At 34.6% G+C, this 20432-nt stretch carries 17 protein-coding genes, 1 pseudogene and 1 riboswitch; of the genes and pseudogenes, 13 read left to right on the forward strand and 5 right to left on the reverse strand.

Annotated elements, in window-relative coordinates; all coding sequences use genetic code 11:
• Positions 1-226 precede the first annotated feature (226 nt).
• The gene (polA, locus tag BMZ76_RS01715) at positions 227-3070 is read left to right on the forward strand and encodes a DNA polymerase I (RefSeq protein ID WP_091202974.1); all 2844 of its coding nucleotides are present in this window, start codon (positions 227-229) and stop codon (positions 3068-3070) included.
• An 84-nt stretch (positions 3071-3154) separates the two neighbouring features.
• On the opposite strand, the gene BMZ76_RS01720 is transcribed toward polA, so the two are convergent.
• On the reverse strand, positions 3155-4177 hold the full coding sequence (locus BMZ76_RS01720) for a LacI family DNA-binding transcriptional regulator (protein WP_091202976.1): 1023 nt from the start codon (positions 4175-4177) through the stop codon (positions 3155-3157).
• A 432-nt stretch (positions 4178-4609) separates the two neighbouring features.
• On the opposite strand from BMZ76_RS01720, the gene BMZ76_RS01725 reads away from it, so the two are divergent.
• The 6 genes from BMZ76_RS01725 (at position 4610) to tsf (ending at position 9245) form a co-directional block, all read left to right on the forward strand.
• The gene (locus tag BMZ76_RS01725) at positions 4610-5353 is read left to right on the forward strand and encodes a ferritin-like domain-containing protein (RefSeq protein ID WP_091202978.1); all 744 of its coding nucleotides are present in this window, start codon (positions 4610-4612) and stop codon (positions 5351-5353) included.
• Between the two features lie 19 nt (positions 5354-5372).
• Complete coding sequence (locus BMZ76_RS01730; protein WP_091202981.1) at positions 5373-6179, forward strand: ferritin-like domain-containing protein; 807 nt, start codon at positions 5373-5375, stop codon at positions 6177-6179.
• 230 nt (positions 6180-6409) lie between these two features.
• On the forward strand, positions 6410-6865 hold the full coding sequence (gene rplM / locus BMZ76_RS01735) for a 50S ribosomal protein L13 (protein ID WP_091202984.1): 456 nt from the start codon (positions 6410-6412) through the stop codon (positions 6863-6865).
• Positions 6865-7251 carry a 30S ribosomal protein S9 gene (rpsI, locus tag BMZ76_RS01740; RefSeq protein WP_091202987.1) on the forward strand — a complete coding sequence of 129 codons (387 nt, stop codon included), beginning with the start codon at positions 6865-6867 and terminating at the stop codon, positions 7249-7251. Before rplM ends, rpsI begins: the two co-directional genes overlap by 1 nt.
• 220 nt (positions 7252-7471) lie before the next feature.
• Positions 7472-8287, forward strand: a complete 816-nt coding sequence (gene rpsB / locus BMZ76_RS01750) for a 30S ribosomal protein S2 (protein ID WP_091202990.1) — start codon at positions 7472-7474, stop codon at positions 8285-8287.
• A gap of 133 nt (positions 8288-8420) precedes the next feature.
• Complete coding sequence (gene tsf / locus BMZ76_RS01755; RefSeq protein ID WP_091202991.1) at positions 8421-9245, forward strand: translation elongation factor Ts; 825 nt, start codon at positions 8421-8423, stop codon at positions 9243-9245.
• A 112-nt stretch (positions 9246-9357) separates the two neighbouring features.
• On the opposite strand, the gene BMZ76_RS01760 is transcribed toward tsf, so the two are convergent.
• Genes BMZ76_RS01760 through BMZ76_RS01775 form a run of 4 tightly spaced genes read right to left on the reverse strand, consistent with a single transcriptional unit; the run spans position 9358 to position 13691 of the window.
• Positions 9358-11937: a carboxypeptidase-like regulatory domain-containing protein gene (locus tag BMZ76_RS01760; protein ID WP_091202992.1), complete on the reverse strand. Its 2580-nt coding sequence runs from the start codon at positions 11935-11937 to the stop codon at positions 9358-9360.
• A gap of 10 nt (positions 11938-11947) precedes the next feature.
• Positions 11948-12595 carry a GLPGLI family protein gene (locus BMZ76_RS01765; protein WP_091202993.1) on the reverse strand — a complete coding sequence of 216 codons (648 nt, stop codon included), beginning with the start codon at positions 12593-12595 and terminating at the stop codon, positions 11948-11950.
• Between the two features lie 10 nt (positions 12596-12605).
• Complete coding sequence (locus tag BMZ76_RS01770) at positions 12606-13376, reverse strand: GLPGLI family protein (RefSeq protein ID WP_091202994.1); 771 nt, start codon at positions 13374-13376, stop codon at positions 12606-12608.
• A 60-nt stretch (positions 13377-13436) separates the two neighbouring features.
• Positions 13437-13691, reverse strand: coding sequence for a hypothetical protein (locus tag BMZ76_RS01775; protein ID WP_091202995.1), 255 nt, complete (start codon positions 13689-13691; stop codon positions 13437-13439).
• Between the two features lie 334 nt (positions 13692-14025).
• Here BMZ76_RS01775 and BMZ76_RS01780 point away from each other — a divergent pair.
• From BMZ76_RS01780 to thiC, 6 genes and pseudogenes are all read left to right on the forward strand, one after another.
• A pseudogene (locus BMZ76_RS01780) lies at positions 14026-14475 on the forward strand (queuosine precursor transporter); the annotation flags it as partial.
• Positions 14476-14839: 364 nt separating this feature from the next.
• Positions 14840-16213 carry a S8 family peptidase gene (locus BMZ76_RS01785; protein ID WP_091202997.1) on the forward strand — a complete coding sequence of 458 codons (1374 nt, stop codon included), beginning with the start codon at positions 14840-14842 and terminating at the stop codon, positions 16211-16213.
• A gap of 393 nt (positions 16214-16606) precedes the next feature.
• Positions 16607-17260 (forward strand): queuosine precursor transporter, encoded by a 654-nt coding sequence (locus BMZ76_RS01790; RefSeq protein ID WP_091202998.1) that lies wholly within the window; start codon positions 16607-16609, stop codon positions 17258-17260.
• Between the two features lie 2 nt (positions 17261-17262).
• Positions 17263-17823 (forward strand): DNA-3-methyladenine glycosylase I, encoded by a 561-nt coding sequence (locus tag BMZ76_RS01795; RefSeq protein ID WP_091202999.1) that lies wholly within the window; start codon positions 17263-17265, stop codon positions 17821-17823.
• 91 nt (positions 17824-17914) lie between these two features.
• A riboswitch (TPP riboswitch) is annotated at positions 17915-18011 on the forward strand.
• A gap of 63 nt (positions 18012-18074) precedes the next feature.
• Positions 18075-18281: a sulfur carrier protein ThiS gene (thiS, locus tag BMZ76_RS01800; RefSeq protein WP_091203000.1), complete on the forward strand. Its 207-nt coding sequence runs from the start codon at positions 18075-18077 to the stop codon at positions 18279-18281.
• Between the two features lie 270 nt (positions 18282-18551).
• Positions 18552-20396 (forward strand): phosphomethylpyrimidine synthase ThiC, encoded by a 1845-nt coding sequence (gene thiC / locus BMZ76_RS01805; RefSeq protein ID WP_091203001.1) that lies wholly within the window; start codon positions 18552-18554, stop codon positions 20394-20396.
• Positions 20397-20432 lie beyond the last annotated feature (36 nt).

Consider the following 20432-nt stretch of genomic DNA (forward strand, 5'->3'; position numbering starts at 1 on the left):
TTTAATACTATTAAAAATATCCATTTTACTATTTGTAATTATTTTCCTGTATATAAAAGCTGGCAAAATATGTACTTAAACCAAAATCATAAAATTTAGAATTATAACTTATATTTATTCTTTTCAAAATTGGATTTTACAGTGCATCCTAAAAGAAATAATTCGATCCTTTACTCCTTTATCTGCCAAGTTTCGTACTTTTGAAAACTTTACAAAATCACAATTCATGTCACAACAAAAACGACTTTTTCTTCTTGATGCTTATGCCTTAATCTTTAGAGGTTATTATGCCTTCATAAAAAACCCAAGAATCAACTCGAAAGGACTGGATACATCAGCCATTATGGGATTTATGAATTCCTTGATGGATGTTATAAAAAGAGAAAAACCAGACCATTTAGCCGTTGCATTTGATAATGGTGGAAGCCAATTGCGAAATGAAATATTTCCCGAGTACAAAGCCCATCGAGATGCCACTCCCGAAGCCATAAAAATTGCCATTCCATACATACAAGAACTATTGAAAGCCATGCATATTCCTATTATTGAAGTAAAGGGATATGAAGCTGATGATTTAATTGGGACTATTGCAAAACAAGCGGAAAAAGAAAACTACAAAGTCTTTATGGTTACGCCAGATAAGGATTTTGCACAGCTCGTTTCCGAAAATATATTTATGTATAAACCCGCCCGAATGGGAACTGGAATAGAAATTTGGGGGATTCCTGAGGTTTTGGCAAAATTTGAAATCGAACGACCAGATCAAGTAATTGACTTTCTTGGAATGATGGGAGATGCTGCCGATAATATTCCGGGACTGCCTGGCGTAGGCGAAGTAACGGCTAAGAAACTTTTAAAGGAATTTGGAACCATGGAAAACCTTCTAGCCAACACAGACAAGCTGAAAGGAAAAATGAAAGAGAACATTGAAGCCAACAAGGAAAAAGGATTATTGTCCAAAACTTTAGCAACTATTCTTCTGGATTGTCCAGTTATTTTTGACGAAACAGATTATGAATTATCCAGTCCCGATGTCGAAAAAACGGATGCGCTATTCAACGAATTAGAATTTAGACGAATGGCGGAACAATTTGACGCTATATTCAAAAAAGGCGGAACTGCCTCTGACAGCAACAACCCAGTTGATGAAATTAAATTGTATAAAAAACCTCAAGCTAAAAACGAAGAACAGTTCGACCTTTTTGGAAGTACCATTCATGACGATTCTTCTGAAGAAACACGTCATCAATATTACAGTTCATTAGCAAATACAGAACATTCGTATCAGATAATCCAAGGTGATTTAGGACTGAAATTGCTGTTACAGAATTTACAAAAACAAACTTCAGTATGTTTTGATACTGAAACTACGGGTTTAGATGCTTTGCATGCAGAGTTGGTTGGAATATCATTCTCTTACGAAAAAGGAAAAGGATTTTATGTTCCGTTTCCGGAAAATCAAGAGGAAGCACAAACTTTAATCGAAAAATTCATTCCTTTTTTCGAAAATGAAAGCATCGAGAAAATTGGTCAGAATTTAAAATATGATTTAAAAATTCTTTCTAATTACAATGTTACCGTACATGGAAAGCTATTCGATACCATGATTGCGCATTATCTTATTAATCCGGATATGCGTCATAATATGGATATTTTATCGGAAACTTATTTAAAATATTCGCCTCAGTCCATTGTAACTTTAATTGGAAAAAAAGGAAAAAACCAGAAATCAATGCGCGAGGTTGAACTGGAAGTAATAAAAGAATATGCCGTTGAAGATGCCGATGTAACCTTGCAACTCAAGGAAATATTCACGTTGGAATTAGACAAAACCGGCACCAAAAAACTATTTGAGGAAATCGAAATTCCATTGGTAAAAGTCTTGGCTGATATGGAAAAAGAAGGTATTCGTGTAGACGTAGATTTCTTGAAATCGCTGTCGAAAACATTGGATGACGATATCAAAATTTTAGAAGCGAACATATTTGAAACTGCGGGTGAAAAATTCAATCTCGCTTCCCCTAAACAATTAGGCGATATTTTATTTGACAAATTGAAAATTGGTGGTGTAAAGCAAAAGAAAACCAAAACCGGTCAATACGCAACAGGAGAGGAAATCTTAAGTTATTTAGCCGCCGAAAACCCAATTGTAAAAGACATTCAGGACTGGAGACAATTAGTGAAACTGCAAAACACCTATGTTGATGCGCTGCCCAATCAAGTAGATGAAATCTCTCGCCGCATTCACACCGATTATATGCAAACTGTTGCCGCAACCGGTCGTTTGAGTTCCAATAATCCTAATTTACAAAATATTCCGATTCGTACTGAACGGGGCCGACAAATAAGAAAAGCATTCGTAGCACGAGATGAAAACTACACTTTGGTTTCTGCGGATTATTCTCAAATAGAATTGCGTGTAATTGCCGCATTAAGCGGGGAAGAAAACATGATAAAGGCATTCCAAAATCATGAAGACATTCACAAATCTACTGCTTCAAAAGTATTTAATGTTCCGCTTGAAGAAGTGACTCGTGAGCAACGAAGTCATGCCAAAACGGTAAATTTCGGAATTATATATGGGGTTTCGGCTTTTGGACTGAGCAATCAAACCTCATTGTCCAGAAGTGAAAGTGCGGCTCTGATTGAAGCCTATTACCAAACCTATCCAAGATTAAAATCCTATATTCAGGAACAAATAGAATTTGCCAGAGAGAACGGCTATGTGCAAACAATCCTTGGCCGTCGCCGTTATTTAAAAGATATCAATTCACAAAATGCCATTGTTCGAGGAGGTGCAGAACGAAACGCGGTAAATGCGCCGATACAAGGAAGTGCTGCTGATATCATCAAAATTGCAATGATTAACATTCATCAAAAACTAACCTCCGAAAATTGGAAAAGTAAAATGCTCTTGCAGGTTCACGATGAACTTGTTTTCGATGTGCATAATTCGGAACTTCCAAAAATCAAACCAATGATTAAACACGAAATGGAGCATGCTTTCACACTTGCTGTTCCGTTGGACGTTGATTTAGGAGAAGGAAAAGATTGGTTGCAAGCGCATTAAAATTATCTTTTACTCTACCCAAAAAAAATCTCTAATCATTTAAAAACGATTAGAGATTTTATCAGACTCATATTATATGAGTTTCTACAATTTTCTTGTTGACTCTCTTTCTTTCAATTTTGTTTTAATGACAACTGTTTCATAGGGAACATGTTCTTCTTTAGATTCTAATCTGTCAATCAGTAATTTAGCAGCCACTTCTCCTATTTCTATTCCGTGCTGACTTATGGTTGTTAAACTGGGAGACAATCTACGGGAAGCAAGAATTCCATCGGCAAAACCAATGATTGAAATATCTTCCGGAACTTTAAATCCTTTTTTAAGCGCAATTCGTAAAGCGGCAACAGAATCATTTTCTTCCAAAGCAAAAATGCCATCAATTGTATTTTCAAAAATTTTCTCAATTTTCTCTTTTAAATCTTCTTCAGCGTCCGTTCTTAGGATTATATTGCTATTTACAGCAATATTATTTTTTTCCAAAGCTTTCAAATACCCTTCGGCTCTTAACTTACCAACACTTAAATTATCGATAGAAGACAACAAAGCGATATTTTTGCAGCCCAAATCAATTAAATGCTGGGTAGAATTTAAAGCAGAATCAAAATCATCTACAATTACTTTGTCACAATCAACGCCTTCCGCAATGCGATCAAACATAACAATTGGAGTTCCATCATTAATAATTGCTGAGAAATGATCGTAATCCTGATTTTTTTGTGCTTCCTCAGAAACTGAAACAATAAAGCCATCAATAGTTCCATTGCTCAGCATTTCCAGTGTATGCGCTTCTTTTTCTGACGATTCATTGGAAATACACATAATAACGTTGTATCCTTTTTCGTCCGCTACTTTTTCGATACCGCTAAATACTTTGGCAAAAAAAGAATTTAGAATATTTGGTATAATGACACCAATGGTTTTTGTTTTTCTGTTTTTAAGATTCAGACCAATAACATTAGGTTTGTAATTTTTTAGTTTCGCATATTCTTTAATTTTCACTTTAGTAACCTCACTAATCTCCGGACTATCATTAAGCGCTTTTGAAACTGTTGAGACAGAAACATTAAGTTCTTTTGCTATTTGTTTTAATGTAGCTTTGGCTTTCATATATTTTGAAATATTAAAGGGAAACGAGGAGACTATATGGTAATTATATAAACTATTTCAACAATTCTATAATAATAATCGTTATAATTAAACCAATTTTACATTGTAATTAATTGAAAATCAATACATAACGTGGTTTATTATCATTATATTTGTAATAATAATTCGTCAGTTGCAAATATACATATTAAATCATTAATCAGAAGGAATACAACTATTAACCTTTTAAATGTTTAGAGTATGAAAAAATAGAGTTTTGATTCAATAAGTAAGCCCAAAAACTACTCCTAATCTGCCCGAAAATTTCCGTAATTAAGTTTTTTATGTGGTATTAAAAAAAAATCCTAAAAATTTAAAACTGAACACCTTAAGATTTCGTTTATACCTACTAAACGTATAATTACTATTAATAACCCTTAAAGAAAGTAAATTATGAAAAATGTAGTTTCGATTCAAGAAGTAAAACCATCTTGCACAAACAGAAGGAGCTTCCTGAAAATTAGTGGCCTCACACTTGTGGGCACCAGTTTGTTATTAGCGGGCTGTAATAATGACGATGATGAGAATAAACCAGTAAATCAGTTTCCCGGACCACGAAATGGAGTTTTTGATTTAGGAGGAGGAGATTTTGGTGTTTTAACCTATGCTTATGCACTGGAACAATTAGAAGCCGATTTTTATACTAAAGTCGTCAACGCTTCAGGATTCACGACAAATTTCACAGCGCAAGATCAAATAATTCTTACTGATTTGTATCGTCATGAAGTAATTCACAGAGAATTTTTCAAGACTGCCTTAACCGGTGCTTTACCAGACGCTAAAACTCAATTGCTACCCAACTTAGCTTTTAACTATGGAACCTTGAATTTTAGCAACCGCACTCAAGTCCTAGCTACAGCCAAAGCCTTGGAAGACACAGGAGTAGCTGCTTATAATGGTGCTGGAAAATTATTAAAGAGTCCTGACTACCTTTTATTAGCGGGGAAGATAGTTTCTGTTGAAGCAAGACATGCATCGGCTATTAGAAGTTTAATCAATCCAAATTCAAAAGATTTTGCCGGCGATGATGTTGTAAATGTCACTACTGGATTAGATGTTGCTAGTAATCCATCGCAAGTAATCCCAATAGCTGGCGGATTTATTACCACAAAATTTACTGCTCAGTATTTACCTTAAACTTTTAAATTTAGAAATTATGAACATATTAAAATTTATAGAGTCTCTTGCAGATGAAAGTGTAATGCAAGCTAAAGGCTCCAGAAGAGAAAGTTTAGGCCAATTCAGTAAATTAGGTAAAAATTTAGCGTTAGCAGCTATTCCATTCGGATTAGCATCAACCTCAGCTTATGCTGCGGATATTTCGCCAACTCCGAGCACGCCAATTGGAGCTTTACAATTGGCCTTGACATTAGAATATCTTGAAAAAGAATTTTATCAGATGGGTTTAGATTCTGGTGTAATACCTTTATCTGAAAATGCAGGACGTGATAGAAAAGTTTTTGAACAGATCTCCAAACACGAAACTAGCCATGTCACTTTTCTAATCGCAGGGTTAGGAGGTACAGCAAGCGCAAATTTTGTACCTAAACCCACTTTTGACTTTACAGTTGGTGGTGCTTTTAGACCCTTTAACGATTACCCAACATTTCTTGCCTTGGCACAAGCATTAGAAGACACAGGAGTAAGAGCATACAAAGGACAGGCTGGAAATCTAATTTCAACTCCCGACTTGTTAACCGCTGCATTACAAATTCATTCTGTTGAAGCCCGACATGCCTCAGAGGTAAGAAGGTTAAGAGGATTAAAAGGCTGGATTACTGGAAATCAAAGAGGTGCAGGTATGCCAGCAGCAACACAAGCTGTATATGACGGTGAAGAAGTTACACTGCAAGCAGGATACAACACAGCTTCACTATTTGGAGCAGATGCAGGTTCAGAATCTTATGACGAGCCACTGACTACAGCTCAAGCGGTAGCAATCGCAAATATTTTTATCGTGTAAAAATATTTGCACTCCTGATTAAAACCATTTGAATTTACAATTCAAATGGTTTTTTTATGTATCACACTATATATTACCGTATTATTACATTTAATATCATTATTTTCATAAAATAATAATCTAGAGATTCATCGTTAAAATTATCTTTTACAGGTGTTTGTATTTAAAATAATTAATTGTACTTTTGCAACCCCTTTATTGGGGATGGAATGTTTAATTAAAAATATATTATGGACGCATTAAGCTACAAGACACAATCAGCAAGCAAAGCCACCGTTACAAAAGAGTGGATTGTTGTAGATGCTGATGGTCACAACTTAGGTCGTCTTGCTTCAAAAGTCGCTATGATTTTGAGAGGTAAGTACAAGCCAAGTTACACACCACACGTGGACTGCGGAGATAACGTAATCGTTATCAACTCAGAAAAAATTAACCTTACAGGTAACAAAATGGATGAAAAAACATACATCCGTCACACTGGTTACCCTGGAGGTCAAAGAACTTTAACTGCTAAAGTATTGCAAGCGAAAAATCCTGCATTACTAGTAGAAAAAGCGATAAAAGGGATGTTGCCAAAAAATAAAATTGGTGCTGAACTTTTTAGAAATTTAAATGTTGTTGTAGGATCAGAGCACAAACAAGGCGCTCAAAAACCTAGAACAGTTAACCTTAACGATCTTAAGTAATGGGAGTTATTCACAAAATCGGTAGAAGAAAAACCGCTGTTGCACGTGTTTATGTTTCGGAAGGAACAGGAGTAATCGTTGTAAACAAAAAACCATTCGAAACTTATTTCCCTACTGCAACTTTACAGTACAAAGTTTTACAACCAATGTCTATGACAGAAAATGTAAGCAACTTTGACGTAAAAGTGAACGTTTACGGAGGCGGTTCAACTGGTCAAGCAGAAGCTGTAAGAATGGCTTTGGCACGCGTAATGTGTGAAGTAAATGCTGAAAATAGAGCTATCTTGAAACCACAAGGTTTATTGACAAGAGATCCAAGAATGGTTGAACGTAAGAAATTCGGTCAGAAGAAAGCTCGTAAGAGATTCCAATTCTCTAAACGTTAATATTCAATCTGAACTTGTTTCAGATTATCAAGTTCATACGCTGGTTTTATTATCAGCCTAAACTGAAAAGATGCTAAAATAAATTTAGCATAAAAATTTAAAAAAAACAGTTGTTGTTGCTCTCCTACCGAGGTAGGAAATAGTTTAGCATCTAAATGTATAAAGCCGAGAAATCGCCATTTATTCATTGCTAATCAACAGAACGTAAACTAGAACAAAAATGGCAAACAAAGTAGAAGTAAAAGAATTACTAGAAGCAGGTGTTCACTTTGGACACATGACTAGAAAATGGGATCCAAACATGGCTCCTTACATTTATATGGAGCGTAATGGTATTCACATTATCAATCTATATAAAACTGCAGCAAAAATTGAAGAAGCTAATGAAGCTTTGAAAAAGATCGCTGCATCAGGTAGAAAAATATTATTCGTTGCTACCAAAAAACAAGCAAAAGACATCGTTGCTGAAAAAGCAAAAGCTGCAAACATGCCTTACATTACTGAAAGATGGCCTGGTGGAATGCTAACTAACTTCGTAACTATCCGTAAAGCTGTTAAAAAAATGGCTACTATTGATAAAATGAAGAAAGATGGTACATTCATGACCCTTTCTAAAAAAGAACGTTTACAAGTGGATCGTCTTCGTGCTAAATTAGAGAAAAACTTAGGTTCAATCGCTGACATGTCTAGACTACCAGCTGCATTGTTCGTAGTTGATATCAAAGCGGAACACATTGCAATAAAAGAAGCTCAAAAATTAAACATTCCAGTTTTCGCAATGGTGGATACCAATTCTGACCCAAGAGAGGTTGAATTTGTAATCCCATCTAACGATGATGCTTCTAAATCAATTGATAAAATTTTAACTTTAGTTACAGCTGCAATTGTTGAAGGACTTTCTGATAGAGGTTCTGACAAGGAAGGTGATGCTACTGCTGAAGTTGTTGCTCCTGCTGCTGAAGTTGCAGAAGTTACTCCTGCTGCAGAAGCTGCTCCTACTGTAGAAGCTGCTGCGCCGACTACAACTGAAGAATAAATAAACATTTAATTCCAAGTTTTAAATTCCTCTCCAAAAAAAATTAGAAACCTAAAGTTGATAATTTAATAAAATTGGAAATTGGATTTAACACTTGGAATTTTTTAATTTTAACCTTAAAAAATAATACAATATGGCAATAATTACTGCTGCAGACGTAAATAAATTAAGAACAATCACTGGTGCAGGTATGATGGACTGCAAAAAAGCCTTGGTTGAATCAGAAGGAGATTTTGATTTAGCAATCGAAAACTTACGTAAAAAAGGACAAAAAGTAGCTGCAAACCGTTCTGACAGAGAATCTACTGAAGGTGCTGCAATTGCTGTTGTAAACACTGACAAAACTGCTGGAGTTGTTATCACATTGAACTGTGAGACTGACTTCGTGGGGATGAATGAAAACTTTGTGAAAATGGCTACTGAAATGGCTAATTTAGCATTGAACTTCAATACTAAAGAAGAATTTTTAGCGGCTGATTTCAACGGAATCACTGTTGCTGATAAATTAATCGAGCAAACAGGAGTTATTGGTGAAAAATTAGAAATCAGAACTTTCGAGAAATTAGAAGGTGCTTTTATCGGATCTTACATCCACTCTGGAAACAAAATCGCCACTTTAGTTAGTTTATCTGCAAAATTAGCAGGTGCTGATGAAGTAGCAAGAAACATCGCTATGCAAGCTGCAGCTATGTCTCCTATTGCTTTAGACGAAACTGGTGTTGACGCTGAAACTATCGCTAAAGAAATCGAAATCGCTAAAGATATCCTACGTCAAGAAGGAAAACCAGAAGCAATGTTAGACAATATCGCTAAAGGTAAATTGGCTCGTTTCTTCAAAGACAATACTTTAGTAAACCAAGATTATATCAAAGACAACAAAATGAGCGTTGCTGCTTATGCTAAATCTTTAGATAAAGATCTTATCGTAACAGGTTTCAAAAGAGCTGCTTTAGGATAAAGTTATAGCGAGGAACGAAACAATCACACTAGTGAATTTCGCCATCCGCATTATTATAAAAAACCCATTTCAATTAATTTGAAATGGGTTTTTTATTGTGCTAAACTCACTACTACATTGAGTAATTAACCCCAATCATCACATACCCAGGTCTGATTGAAACTACTGATTCTGTAAAAAAGCTTTGATTAAATGAAGTTGAAATAAGTTGGCTCTTATTTAAGTTTAACATATTGTTTCCATTAAAAATGAACTTGAAATCTTTGGCAAAAACATATTGGATGTTAGCATTAAGAAAGAAAGTATTATTTGTCCTAAAACCAGAATCCTGATTATCCATTTTTAAACCCAAATCCCATTTCAATTTAGTACTGTTTTTGCCACGCAATGAAAGAGTAAGCTGATGGTTTTGAGTTGTATTTTTAAAATCAGCAATGTTTTGCTCTAAAGTTCTTCGAATGAAATTATAATCAATACCAAACTGAACAGCTGATTTTTTAAAATTAGATATCACTTGCAAACGATTTGTAAGGTTTTGAATTTCAACCTGATTATTAACACCATCAAATTGTGAAAACCCTATCGATTTTAAATAAAACAAGGTCGTTTTAATTGAAAACGGTAAGCGCTTGAATTTTAAATCATACAATACTAATCCCTTTATACTTTTTCTATTTTTTGTTGTAATGGCGGTAGTTTCTATAAAATCAGCATTATATTTCGTACTATTCGAAACAGCATTTTGCTCTACATCATAGGACAAAGTGGAGAAAAGCACACTTTGATTCTTTGGATTTACACCAAAATATTGCAGCGAAAAAGTGTTTTTAGGTAGCATTTGATTAAAACTGACTAAACTAGGCTTGACAAGAGTTTGAAAATCAAATATAAAATCAGTTTGCTGCACCTGATTCAATTCAGGTAATTGATGATCTAGTGCATAACTAAACGATATTTTATTTAAACCTGATAAAATATAAGTCAAACTCAAATTAGGTTCGTATCTGGTAAATGCATCTTGCAACTCTTTAAACTGACTCTTCACAGCAGTAGTATTGAAGCCTAGCATGGACTGCAATTTAGCATGCCATTTTTTGGCCCATGAAAGATTAGCTTGGATAGATTGACGCTGTAATTTTAAACCGATGTCAACGGTATCATTTTGAACAACATAACTATTAAATCTGTCCTGCTGCGACAAAAAGTTTATTTTTAAAGAAAAAACATTTGATTTTTTGGTGATTGTAAATGCGTTGTTCAAACTAATATTGACCTCTTGATTCTTTTGATTTTGATTAATTGTATCAAATGTGCTATCGAATAAGTTTTGTTGAGAAAATAAATCAACTTTTTGACGATTATCATCCACCGAATGCCTGGCTGTAAACTTATAATTAATAGTCTTGAGAAGCGTAGACTGCACTTTTGCGACATGAGCAAAACTAAAATTAGTATTGCTTTTATTATACCGAAATTCGTTTGCTGAGCGCAGTAAATCCTGATTGTCCTCATCGCCATTTGGTGTAAATCCGACAACATAGGATATAAAAGTGGATTTAGATTTATTAAACTCCCATTTTAGCGAACTATTATTGAGGCTGTAAGTTGCAGCTTTATTTTCCAAAAACGAATACTGGCTTTGAGTTTCTCCAATATTAGTTTGAAGTCTTGCATTTTCCTCAGCAATATTAGTTTTGTTAAAAATATTTGACATCGTAATTTTAGAGCGTTTACCCAACAAGCTGGTGTAATTTAGCCCAATGAACGCATTTCTTTTGTCTTTAATAAAAGCGTTTGGATTTAGAAAAGTAGGCGTTTCAACGGATTTAAATTCGCCATTTTCACTATCCACTTCAGACACTATCCTCATTTCATTGTAATCTTCCCTAGAAATTGGTGTTTTAGCAATAGTGTTGTAATCCGAAATTATAGCAAGATTTCCCTTTTTGAAAAATTTAAAGGAATTAGAATGAAAGCGAAAAGAGACATTCAATCCTGCGGCCAGTTCAAGATCCGTAATCCACTTATTCTTATAACTATCTTTAGTTTTAAGGTTTAGAGCAATACCTTTTTGTCCTCCACTCGCTTTTGCAAAACCAGAATAACCAGTTAACAAATCGATACCTTCAATCATGTCAGCATTAATATTTTGAGTAACCATTTGATGCTTGTTCCCAAAAAATTCATTACCATCCACAAGAACATTATCAATTTTCTGTCCTTTGTACAATACTTTTCCATCTTGGTCAATATCCAGACCTGGAAGTTTTTTTATGACATCCTCAATTTTATTCTCCGTACCATCAACCACTGCCTTTAAGTTATACGAAATGGTATCTTCCTTAATTCGCATAATTTTAGGCCTGCTTGTGATCACTACATCCTTAAGTTTATTTATTTCTTCTTTTAGAATAAACTCAAAATCTCGTTCTTTATCAACCAAAACAGCATTGTAAAGAGTTGTAAAACCAAGTTTACTTATCTTGCAATCATATTGACCTGAAGCAATTTCTTTATCTAAAATACCATTTTCATTTGTTGTCCCAAAACGTATTTGATTGTTGTTTTGACTTACAATAACAATCGCTCTGGAAATAGGCAAATTATTTTCATCGACTACTTTAAAACGAATAGAATGTTGAGAAAAGAGTAAGACTGGAAATAAAAGTAAAAGGATGTACTTAATATTCAATTTTAATAAATTATAAAAAATTAGTAAGTTCAGGTTGCTGAAGTTCAACTTTAAGTGCGGTGGTGGTACTATTTCCGTGTTTGTATGCCAAAACGACTCCATCAATAAAAGGTAAATTACTAGGACTAGCAGAAACTTTTAAATCTTTTGTAAAATACACCGTTAACAATTTATTTTTAAATTCAGTTGTTGCTTCATAACAGGAATATCCTAAAACTTTGATCTGTTTATTTGTAAATTTCCAATTTACTGAAATTAATTTTTCAGTTGTCAGCTTATCTTTTGTTTTGGTTACAATTGTTTTCGTTTTGAAATCTTTTATTAGTTTAACAGCTGGATACGAACCTGATAAAGACAAATCTTTTGCGAATAAAACATTTGATGATTTATCCGTAGAATTTATAGCACCACTTTGTTTTTTGTCGATTTTCTGTGATTTGATTTCAAAATAAACTTTATTACTTTGAACAGTCATGAACGATTCTTTTTTTATGCTGTTCAACTGTTGTAAAGCTGCTGCTCTAATGTGAACAGGCATACTTTTCAATAATTCCTCTTTATAGACAGTTTGCGTTTGAAACATAACTTTGATGGCTGTTTGAGAATAAGTAGCGCTAAACATTAAAGCTAATAGGATAGATAAAAATATTTGTTTCATACTACAAAATTTAATTTTCTGATTTTATAGTTGTAGAACTTGTCTCATGCTTTCCACCAAACTGATCCGTATACGATTTTGGCTTTAGAGCCTCTTGTTTCAATTTAGCTAAATCAACTTCAGTAACAAATGAAATTTTTTTATTAATGGTTTCAAATTCTAATTTTTTATCAAAAAATTCAATTTTGGTTGCATAAACTTGCTTCTTCTTTGACTCAACGCTTAGAATTAAACCAGGAATTGTACTCATAAAAAAAGGACCATCAATTACCGGTATTTCTTGTGTATACCAGTATTGCGTCGTATCATTAGTTGCAGAAACAGAATAAGCTGATAAGCATGAATATCCATCAATAACTTTGACTTTTTTATCATATTTCAATTCTTCTATTGAGAATGGTTTTTCGGTGTAATACTCCTTACCCTCCACTTCTGAGCTTGCAACGATAGATTGCTTTGTAAAGTCTTTTAAAATCCAAATTTTATAGGGTTTAATAAAAGTTCCAGTATTAATAGATGTTGCAGTATTAACTTCATTAGAAGCAATGATTTCCTCTTTCAAATTTACGCTTTTGAACAACGAGTAATCTCCATTATTGATGAGCTCAAAATATTTAGGCTTTCTAAGCGCACCCCTAAATTCTTCGCTATCAACACTTGGAACTTGGCTAAAAAAAGCATCGCTGTAAAATATTTTTTGTTCGTAAGTGATTTTTACGCTTTTCTGAGCGTATAGACAATTACAAAAAACCATTAAGAAATAAAATTGAAAATATTTCATAACATTTAATTAAATAAGGAGTAGAATCGAAAACCTTATTGGTTAATTTTAAATTTATTGTTAAAGAATAATAATTATATCCGAACAGATTTCGAATTTAAAACTATGAAATGTTAATATCATTCCACCTTCACCATCACTTTCTCCTTCTGCCCATCTGTACACAAAAGTTTCGCAACCATTATCCGCATTCTTGGTAAGTCCAATATCAGATTCAATGTTCGCATTTACTACAATGTTCACCTCTTTTTCAGCAGCAAACGAAGTTAAAGAAAAGGCAACTAATAAAGTTGCACTAGGTAAGAATTTTTTCATAATTTTAAAATAATTTGGTTAAATACTTACTGAATTTTTCAATAAGTGGTTTTGGACGTCCGAGTACAAATCAAAAAAAAAAAACCAATTTAACCTAATAAATTTACTACAATTTATAAAATAATTACAAAATTATTCTTACAATACCGAAAAAACTAGGATTTTCAACACTTTTATAATTAGCAACTTATACGATTTCGCTTCTAAAAACGATAAAAACATCATGCCACCAAAACTACGGAGTACTTTTTAGTCAAAAAACCTCCACTGAATTTATACAACTCCCATTATTTTAAAATAATTAAAACACTAAATTTGACTTTAAAATTCATTTATGTTCAAAACCAAAAAAGACTTCGTATTTGTAATCCTCGCCGGAATCTTCATCATTAACGCCGTTACCGCAGAACTAATCGGTGGAAAACTGATACAAATTGGTCCGTTTGTAATGAGCATCGGTATTTTGCCTCGGCCTAGTGTTTTCCTGACTACTGATTTAATCAATGAATATTTTGAAAAAAAAGGAGTAAAAAAACTGTCCATAATCACAGCTGGTTTAACTGCCTATTCTTTCCTTGTTTTACTTTTTGCGATCAACATTCCCGCCGAAAAAGGAATAAGCCCGGTAACTGACGAACAGTTTTTTGCAATTTTTGGACAAAGCATGTGGATCATCGTTGGAAGCACCATCGCATTCTTGGCTTCTCAATTGATAGATGTAACTGTTTTTTGGTTTTTCAAAAACAGTGCAGGAAATAAAAAAATCTGGCTTAGAGCTACAGGTTTCCAAAGAGCTGCGTTAGGATAAATTGATTTTTTGATTTCAGATTATAATATTTGAACTCAGATTTATATACAACCCATTTCAAAGAGATTAAAAATGGGTTTTTTTTATCGCATTCATTAAAAAAGAACTCTTAAACATATTAGAATATAAAAAACTGAACTTCATGCAGTGTCCATTATCCACTAACAATTTAAATTAAATAGCTTATAAATACAAAACGAAAATTCCTACCTCAAAACACGCATCATAAAAATGCAACATAAAACGACCATCACCTAGAATTATTTATATTTTTATCAAAAAAGTTATAGTTACCATGTTTTTTTAATACTTTTAACTTTTTAACCAAAACCTCAAATTTATGAAGAATTTATTTATTGCGTCCCTAGTCTTGTTCGCATTTTCCTCTTGTACTGATGAAAATTTAAACCCAACAGAAGTAGTACAAAATAAGGTACAACCAAGTTATGTTGCGAACCAACTACTTATTAAATTCAAACCTACAGAAACTGCAGCTAAAACATCAACAAACATTTTATCTCTAATTGGAGGAACTACAGTAGAAGTTATTAACACTAATTCTATGAAAACTTCCAATGCTAAAACAAACACTACAGGTGGAAAACTTTTATTGGTAAATTCAAAGTTAGGCACAATGGAAGCTATTGAGCTTATTAAAGATTTACAAGGAGTAGAGTATGCAGAGCCAAACTGGATATACAATCATTTTGCAGTTTCAAATGACACTTATTATACTAATGGTTCACTTTGGGGCATGTATGGATCTACAACTTCTCCATCAAATCAGTTTGGTTCGCAAGCCGCAGCTGCTTGGGCAAACAATAAGTTAGGATCAGCTACTGTGTATATCGGTATTATTGACGAAGGTTACATGTATACTCATGAAGATCTAGCAGCCAATGCAGGTAAAAACCCAGGTGAAATAGATGGAAATGGTATAGATGATGATAGCAATGGCCTTGTTGACGATGTGTATGGCTATGATTTTGCCGCAAACGATAATACTGTTTTTGACGGAGTTGACGATGACCACGGAACACATGTTGCCGGTACAATTGGCGCTGTAGGAGGGAATGGAAAAGGTGTTGCTGGTGTTGTATGGAATGTAAAAATGATAAATGCTAAATTTTTAGGCGGAACAGGCGGAACATTAGCAAATGCAATTAAAGCAATTGACTATTTCACTGATTTAAAAACAAGACATGGTTTAAACATTGTGGCTACTAATAACTCTTGGGGAGGAGGAGGATTCTCACAAGGTCTTCAGGATGCAATTGAGAGAGCCAATACTGCTGGAATACTGTTCATTGCTGCTGCAGGGAATAGTGGAACTGACAATGACACCACACCAAGTTATCCTGCAAGTTATCCTAACGCAAATGTAATCGCCGTTGCATCAATTACCAATACAGGAGCTCTATCAAGTTTCTCTCAATTTGGCGCTACCTCTGTTGATTTAGGAGCTCCTGGTTCAGGAATATGGTCAACAGTACCTGCAAGATCTAAAGGTAAGTTTGTATCTAGCTATGCTAGTTATAACGGAACTTCAATGGCAACTCCACATGTGTCAGGAGCCGCTGCTTTATACGCATCTTTGAATCCTGGAGCAACAGCTACACAAATTAAAGCTGCACTTTTGAACAGCGCTACTCCTACTTCATCTCTTTCTGGAAAATGTGCAACAGGTAGTAGATTGAATGTAAGCGGATTTTAATCCAATTAAAACTAATTAAACAAAGGAGTCCACAAGTTGGGCTCTTTTTTTTATGGTCATATTTTTTTTCAATATCGTTCAAAAAATCCAAATTCTTAAAATATCCTAAGTAGAGGATGAATAGTAAAAGCTATGTTAAATTAGATTGCTAAGCACAAATTGGCTTATTTAATGTAAAATTTGAACTTAATAATCGAAAAACTATCTCTAGCCAAAATATTAAAGTTACATGATTCTTCTTTTTTACTAATGTGATTATAAATTAATCAAACGGTTTTATTTAATAAAAATGAAAAAAAATAGAATCATGGGTAGAATAAATTTACATCGAAAACAACAATACAAATTAATATTTTTAAATAAAATACTAAATTTGAATACTAATTATTTTTTATGTTCAAAACCAAAAAAGAGCTCGTATTTGTTATTCTCGCCGGCATCTTCATCACTAATGGTGTCACAGCCGAACTCATTGGGGGCAAATTAATACAAATAGGTCCATTTGTTATGAGCATCGGTATTTTGCCTTGGCCAATCGTTTTCCTCACTACTGACTTAATCAATGAATATTTTGGAGAAAAAGGAGTAAAAAAATTATCTTTAATTACCGCTGGTTTAATTGCTTATGCGTTCATCCTCTTGTTTTTAGCCATAAACATTCCCGCAGCGAAAGGAATAAGCCCGGTCAATGACGACCAATTCTTTGCAGTTTTTGGGCAAAGCATGTGGATCATCGTTGGAAGCATCATCGCATTCTTGGTTTCTCAATTAATTGATGTAACTGTTTTTTGGTTTTTCAAAAACCGTACTGGAAATAAAAAAATCTGGCTTAGAGCAACAGGCTCCACTATAATTTCTCAGTTGTTCGATTCATTTATTGTGTTGGGAATTGCTTTTTGGCTACCCGGAAAAATAAACTTTGATACTTTTATAACTTCGGCATTGACTGGTTATACATTCAAACTCGGAATTGCCATTCTCTTCACGCCCTTAGTTTACTTGGGTCACTATTTAATAAAAAATTACTTAGCCTCCGAAAAAGAATAATTATGGATGAGAAAATGCGATGTGGTTGGTGCTCCTCAAGTGATTTATACAAAAAATACCATGATGAAGAATGGGGAGTTCCCGTTTATGACGATCAAAAATTATTTGAATTTCTAATCTTGGAAACGTTCCAAGCTGGACTAAGTTGGATTACAATCCTAAGAAAAAGAGAAAACTTCAAATTAGCTTTTAATGATTTTGACTATAAAAAAGTCGCACTTTACACCGAAGATAAAATCCAGGAATTACTTCAAGATGCCGGAATAATTCGCAATCAATTAAAAATCAGGTCGGCAGTATCAAATGCGGCGGCCTTTATGAAAGTACAAGAGGAATTTGGCAGTTTTTCAAATTATATTTGGGAATTTACCGGAGGAAAACCCATTCAAAACAACCGGCAATCTTTACAAGAAGTTCCTTCAACCACTACACTTTCAAATAAAATAAGCAAAGATTTGAAAAAACGCGGATTCAAATTCGTTGGTTCTACGGTAGTTTATGCACACATGCAAGCAACCGGAATGGTTGATGATCATGTAGCAGATTGTTGGAAAAAACAGTAATTTTTCAAAAATCAATAACAAAACAAGTTTAAAAAGTTTCTTTTTTTTTCAAAATTTAAGAATTACATCTAAAAAAATATCCTACATTTGTTTCACACTTTAGGGGTGTCTACAACATTGTAGGCTGAGAATTACCCTCTGAACCTGATCTAGTTCATACTAGCGTAGGGAAAAGTAAGATGACTTCCTGGTACATTTATGTACTACTATAGCCATTCCTAAAGTATAAATATATACTAAATTCAAAAGGAATGGAACTAAAAATCAACAATCAAACGAAACAATTTGCAACGGACAGTCTAACTGTTCAGGCACTTCTTGACTTGGAAATTCCCATAAAACAAAACGGAATTGCCTTTGCCATAAACGATACTATAATTCCAAAATCCAACTGGAATTCCCACATCATTCAAGAAACCGACGACATTCTAATTATCACTGCAACTCAAGGAGGATAGTTTTGCTGCTCGGGCGGGCTATCCATTTCAAGTCCGCAGTTGCAATCCTATAAAACATAGTCTTAGTCATAGCTTCCTAACGGTCGCTTCACTAATCCTTGTTTTATTAGGCTTTCCACTTTACGGGCTTTCCATTACTATCCCTAGCAGAACTCCGACTACTAAAAAATTATTTTATCAATAAAGCTTTAAAAACTAAAACAAAAAAATCTGCTCCATCTGCCGAATCTGCGTGAAAACATAGCTCAATAAACTTAAAGACATCTATAAATGAAATCAGAAGAAAAAATTTCAAGAACTCCTTTTCCAAACTCTACAAAAATTTATGTAGACGGAACCATTCATCCCATAAAAGTAGCGATGCGAGAAATTGTATTAGCTGACACTAAAATGTCAAATGGCAGAATAGAAAAAAATCCAGCCGTAACCGTTTATGATACCTCGGGCCCATTCACCGACCCAAATATCGAAATTGACATTCGAAAAGGATTGCCCCGCATTCGCGAACAATGGATTCTGGATCGTAATGATGTAGAAGAATTAAGTGAAATCTCTTCCGAATATGGAAAAAAGCGTTTGAATGACGAAAAATTAAACGAATTGCGTTTTGGATATTTACACAAACCCATGCGTGCCAAAAAAGGAGCTAACGTTTCTCAATTGTATTATGCAAAACAAGGAATCATTACTCCCGAAATGGAATACATTGCCATTCGTGAAAACCAACGCTTGGAGTTAATTAACGATCAAACCAAGGCAATGCAACACCAACACGAAGGAAATAGTTGGGGTGCAAACACTCCCTCTCCTTCGGGGAGGGCCGGGGTGGGGAAAATCACACCTGAATTTGTCCGAAGCGAAGTAGCCAGAGGCCGTGCCATTATTCCAAATAACATCAACCATCCCGAAAGTGAGCCTATGATTGTAGGTCGTAACTTCTTGGTAAAAATTAATGCTAACATCGGGAATAGCGCTGTAACCTCAACTATCGAAGAAGAAGTAGAAAAAGCAGTTTGGGCTTGCCGCTGGGGAGCTGACACGATTATGGATTTGTCTACTGGTAAAAACATTCACGAAACCAGAGAATGGATTATTCGAAATTCTCCTGTGCCCATAGGAACGGTGCCTATTTACCAAGCTCTAGAAAAAGTAAATGGCGTTGCCGAAGATCTCACTTGGGAAGTCTATCGTGATACGTTAATCGAACAAGCGGAACAAGGAGTTTCTTATTTTACAATCCATGCCGGTGTTTTATTACGTTACATCCATTTGACAGCTGACCGTGTTACTGGTATTGTTTCCCGTGGAGGCTCTATCATGGCAAAATGGTGTTTGTTTCACCATAAAGAAAACTTTCTTTACACCCATTTTGAGGAAATATGCGAAATCATGAAACAATATGACGTGGCCTTTTCGTTAGGAGATGGGTTACGCCCAGGTTCTATCGCCGATGCGAATGATGCCGCTCAGTTTGCCGAATTAGAAACACTTGGTGAACTGACAAAAGTAGCGTGGAAACACGATGTTCAAGTATTTATTGAAGGCCCTGGTCACGTACCGATGCACATGATAAAAGAAAACATGGATAAACAATTAGAGCACTGTGACGAAGCTCCTTTCTATACTTTAGGCCCATTAACAACCGATATTGCCCCGGGTTATGATCACATCACCTCCGCAATTGGCGCGGCAATGATTGGTTGGTACGGTTGTGCGATGTTGTGTTACGTGACTCCAAAAGAACACCTTGGTTTACCCAACAAAAAAGACGTTAAAGACGGCGTAATCACGTATAAGATTTCGGCCCATGCTGCTGATTTGGCCAAAGGGCATCCCGGATCGCAATACCGTGACAACGCTTTAAGCAAAGCACGTTTTGAATTCCGATGGGAAGACCAATTCAACTTATCCTTAGATCCCGATACAGCGCGTGAATTTCATGATGAAACATTACCGGCAGATGGTGCCAAAGTAGCTCATTTCTGTTCCATGTGTGGACCCAAATTTTGTTCGATGAAAATCTCACAAGAAATTCGGGATGTAGCTGAAGCCGAAAAAGGGATGGCAGCCAAATCACAAGAATTTGTGGAAAGCGGAAAAGAAATTTACATATAAGAAATTAGAAGATCTAGAAAAGAGATTAGAGCAAAG

The organism is Flavobacterium xueshanense, from assembly GCF_900112975.1.
GTDB lineage: Bacteria > Bacteroidota > Bacteroidia > Flavobacteriales > Flavobacteriaceae > Flavobacterium > Flavobacterium xueshanense.